Raw genomic sequence first — 13,032 nt, forward strand, 5'->3', positions numbered from 1 at the left:
CCATGCCATATACTCTCCAATTGCACCTTGAATCATGTTAGCCATGACATCTACGTTAAACACTCCGAATTCCCCTTTTTCTTGACCATCTTTTAGTATTTGTTGAAGCTCATAGATGATTCATCAAATCGTTTTTATCTGAGAAGTGGTAAGAGATTAATGCCGTGCTTATGCCTGCTCTTTTAGCAATCTAAGAAAGGCTGGCTTTTACATATCCAATTACATCAAGAGTTCTAATCGTTGCCTCCGTAATTTGTTCACGTCTTGCTTCTGTTATAAATGATTGTTTCCCTACCACATTTGTGATGTCTTCCTTCATTATATATCACCTCATTATTTTATTTTTTCCTTTGCTAAAAAACAGATGCAAAAAAATGAGTGGAACGGTAGATAATCCATCCGCAAATACTAACCATCCAGATGTTTGTCCGTTTTTTTATAAAAAGTAAAATGAATTGATAATAATTACGAAGGTAGAGCTTTTCATTGAAATCAAAAAGTATCCAATACTATGTATACAAATAGTATGGATACTTTTTTGCCGATCACAGGAACTAAAGTTGATTTAGAAGAAGAAATTAAAGATTTGCTTCACAGGATTGTTTGAGCTTTAAGATTAATTAGTGCTTTTAAATTATGTAAAGTATATTCCGGATCCCATTCCTGACCTTTTAATCCTTGCTGTATATAAAATAAAATCTCAATTAGTCGAACATAGCGAATAAAAGGGATAATTAAATAAAACTCTCTTTCTGGAACAGGACCACCTGCTAGCTTGTAGTCTTGAATAAAGGAATTGGCTTTACTGACATCTAACTTATTTTCATTGGAATCCTGACAGAACTCCCAAATCGTACGAGCAAGCTCATAAATAAACCATTCTCTACAGCATTCATCCCAATCGATGACGGCTGTAATTTCCCCATTGCTCTTTGTTAAAATATTTCCTGCATAAAAATCTCCATGAATAACTCCACTTATTAAGAATTGACCGTCTTGCTTTACGTCATTTACCCATTCTTGAATTTCTTCTTTTTCTGCTTTGATCAATTTCTTTTGTCTATTTATTTCCTTAATGCAATCTTCTTCCAACTTTGAACTGATAGAGTTTAATTTATTTTCAATCCCTTCATTATTCGCAAAAAAAAGTTGTGCCAAAAAGGTCCAGTCCCACATATAGTTAAGATTCCAGTTTAAATTATTTATTGATTGATGACCTGGCTTTTGAGGAAAGTCGGGATATTGCAAGGATACAAGGTGAAGCTTCGCCAACATTTTTGCAGCATTTTTTCTAGCAGAATCATGATTAGGTTCAGCTAGATGCCCTTCTATAAAAGGAAAAAGCGTGATCAATTTGTGTTTATAGGAAATAAAGGTTGTGCCACTTTCTGAACAAATAGGAAGAGGAACTTCTTTAACATGAGCATGTATTAACTCAACTAATTGGTGTTCGTAATTCAAGCGCTCTATGTTGGTAGTAGGATGACTGATTCGTAACACATAATCGTTTATATTCGTTTCTAGTCGTAAAACCGTGTTCCAATACCCACCGGCTAATCTTGTAACACGATTTATATCGCCAATTTTGTATTTTTCCTGAATTTCATTCTGTAGTTTTTCCGATAACAATGAGCTTACAGCTCCTTTCCGATTTTAGCCTTTGAACTTTAAGCGGGCGAAATTCCTAAAAGCAAGAAGTTTATTATGATCCCAATCTCGCCCCCCTGTTTTTCTTTGCTCCTCATTTACAATATCTGAAGAACGATAAGCATCAAGTGCTTGTTGAATCAGTTGATGATATTCTTGTGGTAAATGCCTGAGTCCCCATTCACCACCCTCATCTTTACTGTGTACACTCTGATTATTTTCGATTAACAGTTGTAAAACACGGCAAATGTTCAGCACGCTATAAAATGGAGTCTCTAAAACATGCTCATCTTCAAGTATCCACTCAAGGTCGTTCATAACAGCTTCCATAAAATACTGCCATTTCACCGTACCGAAAGTGTTTGATATCGGTCTGCCATATAAACAGATCCCTCGCTGCACTACATACATTAAGTGGGAGGATAAGTCTATGTCGGTTTGCTTTTTGTTGTAGTCTACTTTATTATTCAGGATCTTGTCATGCCACTCTGAACTGTAATGCAGTTCAAAAGGTGTTGGCACGGGTACTTGCTTCGCTGCCTCGGCCGTGATCACGCTTAACTCAACATTCCCAATCGTTGGTCTATTGATCGCTCTACTAGCGATAGCGATTCCAACAGTTCCAGCCAAACCGGCTTCTAATTTACTATCAACAACCACAATCAAGTCAATGTCGCTTTTTGGACGATAATAGCTGCCCATTGCTAATGAGCCATGAAGATAGATGCCTATCAACTTATTTCCAAGTTCATTTCTAATTAATTCAATAAGTTGTACCACGAATTGTTTTATATCTTCATCACAGGTGGGCCAAGCTTGTGGTTCAGCCATTGGTACCCCTCCTTAAATAGTAATTGAATATATCCTAATGCATTTAAATTCCACTTCCAAGAATAATATACAGAAACACACCTGTTGATTATATAAATTACACTTGATATTTTGACAGGGGAGTGTGGTTGGAAGGAGGAGATTCGGAAAAAAGAAGAGATTAGATGCGCCCTATGCTCCAGCAGAAGAAAGGCAAACGTATCTTTTTCCGACCGCTCCCTCCCACCATAAAAATTTATCGATGTATCAAATCAGATGTATATAGACATAATCTTAATGATTGGTTTTGCTTTTAGTCCGGGAACAGAAGTAACGCCTTTTTCATCTTACAATTATCCCCTTATCCGGTGGTAACAAGAAAACTAAAACATTAGTTGACGAATTTATAAGATTTTAAAGAATACATTAGGTTCTTCTTCCGTAAAAAAAGCCGAATTGCTTTGTAAGCATTCGGCTTTTTTGCTCGTTATGTTATCAGTTTGAGTCTCCAAAAGCATACTACAGCAAGCTCGGCACCAAACACAACCTATTGAATGATTCACTACCATTTTTACGATCGTGCTAATTTTTTTTATCGGTTATGAATTGTTTTAGTTCTTCGATACGAACAACTCCAATTATTTTGTCGATCGGCTCACCATTTTTAAACAGAATAGTGGTTGGAATGCTCATAACTCCAAATTGATTAGCAGTATTGGATTGTTCATCTACATTAACTTTGAGGCTCCTCACTTCGTTGCTATATTCCCGTTCAAACTCTTCGAGTACAGGTCCAAAAGAGCGGCAGGGCGCGCACCAAGGTGCCCAAAAATTGACTAATGTAAAGCCTTCGCTTTTCAAATCATCTTTAAAGGTAGTATCCGTAGTGTGGCAAATGGTCATCTGTATCTTCCTCCAATTCATAATTTGATACACATATTTTTAATGAACATCTCACTCATCTGATTAGTGCATCACCTCCTCATAAGCCATACGCCTAAACTCAGACGGTTTTATACCCTCTCTGGTTAGAAATTTGTGGGAAGCATGCGCTAACGTATTGCTGGGTTAATTATTGTCAAACAACGCAACAGCTCACCTTATCCTGTCAGGTACCAATTCATACCTACCTCTTATATAGAGATATTAAAGATTCATTATATCTGTAAAAAATCCAAAATATCACTAACATGGAATGACAAAAGGGAGCAACAATAAGTCGCTAACTTTTCGTCATTCAAAATCTTCTTCCGTCAAATCCATATTTACGCTCATAGCGGTTCGGCTGCCGTCCGCCGCGGCAAAAATCAATTGGGAAGGCGAGAAGTATGAAGCATCCCCGGTGGCATATACACCAGGTATCGAGGTTCTTCCCCCTTGATCCGTTTTGATCCCTCCCGACTTCGTTCTTTCACAGCCCAAACGTTCTCCGAACAGTGTGCTTTGCACAAATTTAGGCATCACGAAGCCGCCGGACCTTGGGACTTGAGTTCCATCTGCGAAGTGAACATACTCAAGTTGACCATTTTGACCGATAAAAGCTGTAACAGGTTGCTCCATCACCATAATTCCCTTTGCTTCAAGCTGCTTCTTTTGCTCGTCCGACAGAGACGCCTTCCCGTTCGTGCAGACGACTAAATCCTTGCTCCAATTAAGAAGCAGTTTGAACGTATGAAAAGCGGACGGATATTCGGAAACAACGACAAGTGGTTGATCCTGTAGCTCCCAGCCGTCGCAATAGGGGCAATTGAACAAACTTTTCCCGTATAGCGGATAAAAGCCTTCGATCTCGGGAAATATTTCCTTTACGCCCGTCGCCAAGATCAGTTTTCGTGCTTGAACGCGAAAATCTGACGAATCGAACATCTCAAATCCAGATTCGATTTTGCCAACCGAAACAACCTCGGTTTGCAGATGATCAACAGACGGATAACGACGCACCTCCTCATAAGCAACGCGGCGGAACTCGTCCGGTGTTACGCCGTCTCTCGTAATAAAGCCGTGAGACGCATGCGTAACGGCATTTCTAGGCCGATTGTTGTCGATCAAAGCTACGCTTCGTCTTGCCCTGCCAAGCACGAGGGCTGCATTCAACCCGGCGGGCCCTCCACCAATAATAGCGCAATCGTAAGTCATGACACTCATCCCCTCCAAATAAGACATTAAAGACTCATTATGTCTATAATAAAGTTAAAAAACGCCTTTTATACGTAGTGAACCACACTCTTCCTTTCAACATAAAGAGGCTTACCTTAAACTTGCGTTTGCTTTTGAGCGAGGTCTGCCAATTTCGTTTTTTTGAGATGCGCCTCCATTTTCTCTTCCGCTTCCTTCATTACAGCTTGAATCAAGCATTCGTCACCGTGGACAAAATCACATTCAAATAAGGAGGCCGTACCCTCAATGGCGTGAATAATATCCAAAAACGTAATGTCGTCTTTTTTGCGGGATAACCGATAGCCTCCGTTAGCTCCAGAAACTGATTCGATCATCCCTGCTTTCACGAGCCTCGTTAAAATTTTGGAAAGATAGGTAGGTGAAACGCCTTGGGATTCTGCCAACTGCTGGACACCTACCGGCTTAACCTGAGAAGCCTCGACGAGCATGAGCATGGTATGCAGAGCATAATTCGTCGCTTTTGTAAATCTCATGATAACACCTCATTTAAAGACTTAATATGTCTATAATATCCTCGAATCTACTAATGTGTCAAGTTTCGGCTTTTCATAAAAATTCCGTTCATTAACGAAACAAAAAAAGTTGCCGAAACAGCGCTGTCTCCGGAACGGAGTTTGAAAACTCACTTTTTAATCAACAGTCTTCGCTCTTGCATTAATTATTTTGTACCCTATCTTAGGATCTTGAGCCCCATATGACTCTTATCTTGCGATAATCATACGGTATTCTTATCCAACCGTTTTTTTTATCCTACCTGCCTGTTGGATAAAAGCTTGTTGTTTCTCTACGTTCGCCTTTACCAATTGATAACCTGGGCGGCGCGAAACCCCATCCGATACAGCATGCGCAAGATACCTGTTCGACACATGGAAATACCAAAGCGTTCCTGAATAAATAACTGAAGGATACGCGTATCCTAGGAGGTGGCAGGTTTAGTCCCTTCTTCTTTGGGCGTACTTTCTAGGAGGATGCGGCTCAATTCTGCACGTTGTTCTTTAAACTGAGTAAAAGCACGCTCTACACTTGTTCATTATAGAGTTCTTTCCATCGCTTCGTATTCCGATCAGGGACGCTAAAATCAATATTCATGTTTAACAGAACCTGTTTTTTAAATCTCTCTTTAAAATGAGAAATCGTAGCCTTTATAATTAAACACATTCATAAGCCCAATACGTTCAGCAACCATCACCGATCCAATGTTATCCTCACTACAATCCCAATATGGTATCATGTCACGTTGTATACATCCTTTTACAAATGCATGTGCCGCTTTTTGAGCTAATCTTTTCCCTTGATGAAGAGGTAAAGTCTCAATATCTACACAATGAGTATTTCCATACACAAATGCTGAAAAACAAATACTTACAATTTGGTTTCTATAGATAATACAATAACCCAACCCCTTATCAAAAAATTCTAGAGGCGAGGTCCAAAATTCTTTTATTTTAGATTGTAAAAATTCGATATTTTTAATTGAATAATCATTATATAAATCCTCCATCAATCTTACAACAGAGTATTTATCATCTATTTTTGGTTCATTACCCATCAAATAATTTTCAATTTTTAGCTTATATACTTTTTGATTCCAACTACTTAAATTACGATGTGCAAACAATTCCTGTATGGTTTTATCCCATTTAGGATGATTTCCGATTCCTTCAAAAACGTATATTCCCAACTTTCTAGCTTCTGGTTTAATTACATTATCTATAAATTCATTTATATTGGAATTAAAATTTTCATTTTCTGCATCTCCTATAAAAAAGAAACCATCGTTGTTTCCTAACCATATTAATCCAGAATTTGGTGACGTTAAATTATCCACAAAAACTCGTCCAGGATTCGTTCCTTCCAAAATTGCTTTTACTTCCGCATGACCTCTCTCATAAGCTAAACCTTTACACTTATAAAAATCTCTTTTTGCTAACTCAGAAATCATTTTTTACACCTCATATACTTCAACATTTCTAACAGCTATCTCTTTACACGGTGTCCTTAGGGGCATCTAAAAATGCTCGTAAAATCGCTTCACGGCAATATCCTGATGCTCCTTAAGGGATGCGACTTTTCAATTGTTTCGTGTAGGGACGTAAGTCCAAAGAAGAGAAAAGAGTTCGAATCGCTCTTTTGATTCAAGTTCATCCAAATAACATTCTTCAGGATTATTCATTAAAAACCGGAAGTTATTCCCTAGAATCTTTGTAGCTGAGTCAATTCTTGATATTCACCTTCGTGAAGCTCATATTTGGGGAGAATTCTATTTTTTTTAAAACCATACTTTTCATAACACTTTAGAGCCCTCGTATTTCTTGTTTGAGGGCCCATAACGGCTCAGCCTGCTTGTTTATGCTCGACTAAATATTTCACCATGGATGTAACAAATAACGTTCCAGGTCCTTTATTCCAATATTCTACTTCACCTATAAATTGGTCTGTTCCATAAATGGTTTCATTAGGATATCCATATTCTTTTTTCGTTTCATCATCTAATTGATAAAATTGGACATATCCTGTTGAATACAGGAATCAGCTTTTAGCAGCCTAGCCGTCACTTTTTTTAACTGTCCATTATTCGGGCTCCGGTCTTTTTCTGTTCGGGTACAGGACGCATTCAATCTCTTTTTTCTTGTTTCTATATAGGCTATCGTTGTGTTCCTATCGGCAGAAAGGGCGCAGGCTTCTCGTTGCGAAGTCCAAAGTAATGCAGAATGGCTTCGCAAATGCGACGGGACGCTTCTCCATCTCCATATGGATTCGCCGCTTTTGCCATATTATCGTATGCATCCCGGCTCATCAACAGTTCATCTGCCAGAGCAAAAATCCTCTCTTCATTTGTTCCAGCTAATTTCAATGTACCAGCCTCAATACCTTCCGGACGCTCAGTTGTATCACGGAGCACAAGCACTGGTACACCAAACGTCGGTGCTTCTTCCTGTATACCGCCTGAGTCGGTCAAAATTAAGTGGGAACGAGACATAAAGTTATGAAAATCCACTGTACTAAACGAAGAGAGAATAAGCCGAATTCGACTGTGCTCACCTAAATATGTAGCAGCGGCTTCCTGTACTGCCGGATTCAGATGAACCGGATACACTACCGCGATATCTTCATGCTTATCCACCAAACGGCGAATAGCACGGAACATACGTGCCATTGGCTCACCAAGATTTTCTCGGCGGTGGGCAGTCACCAGAATTAATTTCTTCCCGGTGAATTCTTCAAGCACTGGATGCTTATAGTCATTACGTACCGTCGTTTTCAAGGCATCGATAACGGTGTTGCCTGTAATGTAAATGGTAGCATCCCTTTTATCTTCCCGTTTCAGGTTCTCCGCTGCCTGAGCGGTTGGCGCAAAGTGTAAGTCAGAGATGACGCCCGTCAATTGGCGGTTCATCTCTTCTGGATACGGCGAATATTTATTCCAGGTCCGTAGCCCTGCTTCTACATGTCCTACCGGGATTTGATTATAGAGTGCAGCCAGACTCGCAGCGAATGTTGTCGTCGTGTCGCCGTGCACGAGCACCATGTCCGGCTTTTCGGTTTTCATAACGTCATCCAGCCCTTCCAGTACACGGGTTGTAATCTGGGTCAGCGTCTGACGCTCCTTCATTACATTCAAATCAGCATCTGGCGTAACAGAGAAGATGTCAAGCACCTGATCCAGCATTTGCCGATGCTGCGCTGTTACGCAAACAATTGGTTCAAGTTCTTTATATTGCTGTAGTTCATGCACAAGCGGTGCCATTTTAATTGCTTCTGGGCGTGTCCCAAACACCGTCATAATCTTTTTCCTGGTCAAAACTCCCACCCCATCTCTGAATTCCTTCATTCCATATAAGCAGTTATAACCATCGCAGAGCCTGATCGTGCTCGTCGAGCTTTTTGTCCACTGTAGAGCCCCTTGTCGCAAGCATCGGAGCAATCAAAACCAGTTTGCTTACTAATACTTTACCTAATATTCTATCGACTTCAGTATTTCCAGGTCGTGGCACATACCGACATGGCCAGCTCGTTTGTCTTACAGGTTATAACTGGTGTCTCAATTTCGACTTTCTTAAGCAGTTTATGTGTAATTCTGTAGACTCTCAACATCGAAACTTCCTCTACTAACTCAACCTCTAAGAAACTTATATATACATCGGATTTGATACATCGACAAATTCTTGTGAGGTAAGAAAAGAAGGAAGGGCGGTAGGCGGGAGCGGTCGGAAAAAGACTCGTTTGCCTTTCTTCTGCTGGAGCGCAGGGCGCATCCACCCTCTTCTTTTTTCCGAATCTCCTCCTTCCAACCACACTCCCCTGTCAAACTATCAAGTGTAATTTATATAGGTTCTTGGAGGTACTTTCTCACGTTTCGCTATAAATCTACATTTATGTACTTTACTATATTTGGTATTTGAGTTCAATAATTTTGTGTTCTTTTATAACTGTTCAAATTATTAAGGGTAAAAAGAATGAAAATTATACATATTTTCAAAGCCAAAATACTCATTTTATCGCTCTGGGGAACAACAATTTTCTTAACTTGATAGGGTGGGTACTACTCCTTATAACGAAAATTGTTTGAAGAAATCTAGCTTCTCATCTAAATAGCTATCATTTGTTTCAATGCTACCCATGATATGCGGATCATGCATACACAGCCCCATTAGCCATAACTGACGAATGCCTACCATGACAGATACCCCAATCCAGCCCGTTGTAATCGAGAATACCTTCCTACTTCTCATCTGAGGGATACCCGAAGATAGTTTCCAAAACAGAATCCTTCCCTGCAAAGAAGTCATAAGAAATCAAGGGTACACGTACGTCAGGGTAAATGGACTCAGTTTCTGTACGACTTGGGTGAAAGTATTTCGTAGAATGGCTCACTGTCAAACCCGAAGCATGAAGCATGAAGCGATCAACCTGGCCAAAATGATTAGGCTTGTTGCTTGTCGGTTCACCAATTAGGATGGCGTTGGTCTCATCCCGTAATTGAACGGCATTTAATACAGCCGCTGAAAATGTTTTACGACCAATTGCTACATAGAGTCGTCCTTTTTGATTAAGTTCTGGATGTTGCTTTATTTTTTCGATGAAAATCCCAAACAAGTCGCTACTTCCTCCTGCGTTATGCCTTAAGTCGACAATGAAACGTTGCACCTGATTTTCTTCAACTGTTTGAAAAAGCTCATCCACAAAGGTGGGAAACGGTTTATCTGATGAATCTTTGCATTGATTATAAGCAAAATATAATGTCTTTTCGTTTTTCAGATAGGTATACCAGTAAGGCTTGTCCATTTGTTGACGGTAAAGCGGCTGGTTCACTTTGTCTGGATACTGAAAAGATACTTTTTGATTATTATTGGATGTGAATGTAGTTTGAACCTTTTTTCCATCCGGAAGTATTAGCCCAAACGTCTGTTGTTCCCCAGTGATGTGCAGTGATTTCAAAACTTCAGGAATGACTAACAGACCAGGGGTCGCTTTTCTTTGCTGCATCCGGCTTTCATTCGGTATAAGTGTCTCTATCCGCTTACGCGCCTCCTCGATATGTAACTCTCCAATCGTCGTCACTTTTGATCCCACCAAATACTTGTATGCCGGAGCAGCTGCAATAACATAAAGTCCGTCATCATAATCATACAATTTTATCGGCAGATGTCTGTAACGGTCAGGTAATAAAAGATCGGTATGGGCATCTCCTGCCATGGAAACAAGTTGTTTTATTCGAACAACAATCTCGTTATCATTTAAGGCTGGTAGTAAACGATACAGCTCTTCTGTCTGTGCCATGAATCGCTTCCTGTCCAATCCATAAAAGAAATGAGGATGTCGATGCGGTAAAGTAAGTGCCAAAAACTGCAAGTCTTTCTGCCAGTTGACCACTCTTTCTGGTACGCTTGTTTGAATGGGAAGGGATTTCTTAGCCCAAATTGTATAAGGAATCTCCCAAAGATGGTGAAAGGGAGCAATGACAATAAGACCTGCTGCGGATAAAGCTGCTAAAAAGCGAAAAATATATGTTTCCAACCGGCTTTGTAATGGACGGATGATTAAAATGGTCCCTGCCAGTATTGTAACTCCTGTCAAAACGAGAAATATTAAGTTTCCATCAGCGATCCAGTAAGGAATTGCTAAGGACTGAATTGGAAAATAAGCAGTTCCAGGGATAACCGGAAAGATCCCAAAATAAATATACATGGCCAAAACAATAGCGATACCAACAGATCTGCGAAAAATAATGCCAATTCCTATTCCTGTGGACAAGGCAAAAAATACAGGCACGGAAAGGAAAAGTGACCAGTAAGAAAAAGGTACATCTGGATAACTGAATACCAATGATACCACCACTAAAGTCCCCAGAGGCAAAATACATACGAATGTTGTTATAACATAGGCGAGGACCAGTTTCCATGAATAAAGAACGGAAGAAAATAAAAATGGTTCCGCCCGAACCGAACGGTGCAATGTACTCACTTGTAAACCCATTAAGGATACGAATACGAGGAATAAGAAGTACAAGTCGAAAGTTTCCTTCTGACCCTGAAACCCGTTAAGAAATAGACTGCTTACGACAACCAAACCAATCAGGAATAGAAATAGCTTTTCTTCTCGTATAAGAATAAATAGAAGGCGTTTAACAAACGTGATCATCCGGTACACCGCCTTTCATTGCGGAGCGCAATGAGCCAGATAACAATGGGAGTTAACAGTATGTATAATAATCTACCCGACCAGAACAAGGAGCCTTGTGTTTCTAAATAGCTCAAAACCTGGTCTGGCCCCCACCATAAGGCAAACGAGGAGTCGCGAAATAATGTGATGTTAATACCCAGGTACACTGTTAAAACAGGAAGCGTATAAAAAACACTAAGCAGTGTCACTGTTGCCAGTATGGTCAGCACCGTATAAAAACCGATGGCCGACAAAAAGGCAATCTCCCCTGCTAAAAATACATCCCAAGCTGCTTTTTCCCATAAAATGATGCTAACTAATAGATAAACAAAATGGCTTGCTAACATTACGCCGATAATGATAAATAAATAAGCCATGGAACGACCCATGAAAAAAGCTCTTCTTTGCTCGATTTTTGTTAGTACCAAATTCGGAATAAACCTCTCACTCTCTTCATTAATCGTAAAGGAAACCAAAACCGGCAGAATCAACCCCAATAACAGCAGTTGTAAGTGAAGAAAGTAACTCCATTCTCCTTCCTGTGTATGGCTCAGGTCGAAACTGTTGAGAAAAGGCAACAGGACCGAAGCTGGTATAAATATCGTCCAGAAAAGACGATGATGAGCAATCATGCGCAGTTCCAGAAAGGCAAGACGCATAATCTCTCTCATTTGATCTCCCCCTGTCCGTTTACATATAAATAGGCATCCTCCAGTGTGGGAGCACACAACCTTGCAGCTTCAAAGCCAACTACCGGTTCATTAGATAAAAAGCGGGCATGCACGCTTCCTATCCGTCTAATGATTGTGACGATTTTCACTTGTTCGGAGAGCCGTTCAATTTGATCCAGCGGAAGCTCGATCTCCCAAACTTTTCCGTCCGCAAGCTTCAACAGCTCATCAACAGGTCCTTGGAAAAATGTGCGACCTGCTCGAATAATCGCTATGTTATGGCACGTACTAGCAATATCACTAACGATATGCGTAGACAGCAATATTATGCGTCCTTGTGAAAATTTTCCCAACAAGTGACGGAAACGAATACGTTCGTCCGGATCAAGCCCAACAGTTGGTTCATCAACAATAAGCAATTTAGGGTTGCCCAACAGGGCCTGAGCAATGCCGAGGCGTTGTTTCATGCCGCCTGACAATTGTTTGATTAGCTTTTTCCGGTGCGGAAGCAAGTTGACCTGATCCAGCCAATCATCGATTTCCGATTGCCGTTGTTTGCCTTTGGGCATACCTTTCAAATCAGCAAAATAATGCATGGCAAAATCCAGACTCATATTTGGAAAGAAATTAAAATCCTGAGGCAGATAGCCCAATCGTTTCCGTATTTCATGCGCTTCTTTTTTAACGTCAATTCCGAACACAGTAACGGTCCCTTGCTCAAAAGAAAGCACAGTAGCTAGTATTTTCAGTAAAGTAGTTTTTCCGGCGCCATTATTTCCAAGTATGCCAAAAACTCCTTCGTTTACATTAAGTGAGAGTTGCTGCAAAACACGAGTCTTGCCGAACGATTTCGATAGATTTTCAATTCGTATCACAATAATGCCTCCAACTATGCATATTCATTGTAGCAAACAAAGAAAATGTTACCATTGATATATTGAAATTACCATATATTCAACTTTTTAGTTGTTGGGGTAGCACCAATCGCCATCAAGTTAAGTTTGTTTAAAGGTATTTTCAGATAAAGCTTCTTCTTTATTTAGGAGACAAAACGAAAATCACT

13 protein-coding genes and 1 pseudogene are annotated in these 13,032 nt (G+C 40.0%); all 14 read right to left on the reverse strand.

The annotated features are described in order from the left end of the window. Window positions 1-115: 115 nt before the first annotated feature. Window positions 116-319: pseudogene (locus AF333_RS37610) on the reverse strand (TetR family transcriptional regulator); the annotation flags it as partial. Between the two features lie 272 nt (window positions 320-591). Further along, entirely contained in the window at window positions 592-1,629 is a 1,038-nt protein-coding gene (locus AF333_RS20700) for a phosphotransferase (protein WP_043065426.1), read from the reverse strand. Between the two features lie 24 nt (window positions 1,630-1,653). After that, window positions 1,654-2,478, reverse strand: a complete 825-nt coding sequence (locus tag AF333_RS20705; protein WP_052811980.1) for an aminoglycoside adenylyltransferase domain-containing protein — start codon at window positions 2,476-2,478, stop codon at window positions 1,654-1,656. 561 nt (window positions 2,479-3,039) lie between these two features. Beyond that, on the reverse strand, window positions 3,040-3,360 hold the full coding sequence (gene trxA / locus AF333_RS20710; protein WP_043065425.1) for a thioredoxin: 321 nt from the start codon (window positions 3,358-3,360) through the stop codon (window positions 3,040-3,042). A 330-nt stretch (window positions 3,361-3,690) separates the two neighbouring features. Further along, a complete protein-coding gene (locus AF333_RS20715; protein ID WP_043065424.1) occupies window positions 3,691-4,593 on the reverse strand; it encodes an NAD(P)/FAD-dependent oxidoreductase in 903 nt (300 codons plus the stop codon). 116 nt (window positions 4,594-4,709) lie between these two features. Next, window positions 4,710-5,108 carry an Rrf2 family transcriptional regulator gene (locus AF333_RS20720; RefSeq protein ID WP_043065423.1) on the reverse strand — a complete coding sequence of 133 codons (399 nt, stop codon included), beginning with the start codon at window positions 5,106-5,108 and terminating at the stop codon, window positions 4,710-4,712. Between the two features lie 323 nt (window positions 5,109-5,431). Beyond that, on the reverse strand, window positions 5,432-5,542 hold the full coding sequence (locus AF333_RS37615) for a winged helix-turn-helix domain-containing protein (protein WP_139189256.1): 111 nt from the start codon (window positions 5,540-5,542) through the stop codon (window positions 5,432-5,434). Window positions 5,543-5,755: 213 nt separating this feature from the next. Beyond that, on the reverse strand, window positions 5,756-6,577 hold the full coding sequence (locus AF333_RS20725) for a GNAT family N-acetyltransferase (RefSeq protein WP_043065422.1): 822 nt from the start codon (window positions 6,575-6,577) through the stop codon (window positions 5,756-5,758). Between the two features lie 702 nt (window positions 6,578-7,279). Further along, entirely contained in the window at window positions 7,280-8,437 is a 1,158-nt protein-coding gene (gene wecB, locus AF333_RS20730) for a non-hydrolyzing UDP-N-acetylglucosamine 2-epimerase (RefSeq protein WP_139189250.1), read from the reverse strand. Between the two features lie 328 nt (window positions 8,438-8,765). After that, complete coding sequence (locus AF333_RS35940) at window positions 8,766-8,927, reverse strand: hypothetical protein (protein WP_217636991.1); 162 nt, start codon at window positions 8,925-8,927, stop codon at window positions 8,766-8,768. Between the two features lie 258 nt (window positions 8,928-9,185). Continuing rightward, the gene (locus AF333_RS33015) at window positions 9,186-9,368 is read right to left on the reverse strand and encodes a hypothetical protein (protein WP_139189248.1); all 183 of its coding nucleotides are present in this window, start codon (window positions 9,366-9,368) and stop codon (window positions 9,186-9,188) included. Continuing rightward, window positions 9,358-11,112, reverse strand: coding sequence for a S41 family peptidase (locus AF333_RS20735; protein ID WP_235496757.1), 1,755 nt, complete (start codon window positions 11,110-11,112; stop codon window positions 9,358-9,360). The genes AF333_RS33015 and AF333_RS20735 overlap by 11 nt, the downstream gene beginning before the upstream one ends. A gap of 161 nt (window positions 11,113-11,273) precedes the next feature. After that, complete coding sequence (locus AF333_RS20740; RefSeq protein ID WP_043065421.1) at window positions 11,274-11,969, reverse strand: hypothetical protein; 696 nt, start codon at window positions 11,967-11,969, stop codon at window positions 11,274-11,276. Then, a complete protein-coding gene (locus AF333_RS20745; protein WP_200894933.1) occupies window positions 11,966-12,844 on the reverse strand; it encodes an ABC transporter ATP-binding protein in 879 nt (292 codons plus the stop codon). Before AF333_RS20745 ends, AF333_RS20740 begins: the two co-directional genes overlap by 4 nt. Window positions 12,845-13,032 lie beyond the last annotated feature (188 nt).

Origin of the sequence: Aneurinibacillus migulanus (assembly GCF_001274715.1) — a bacterium.
GTDB classification, from domain to species: Bacteria; Bacillota; Bacilli; order Aneurinibacillales; family Aneurinibacillaceae; genus Aneurinibacillus; species Aneurinibacillus migulanus.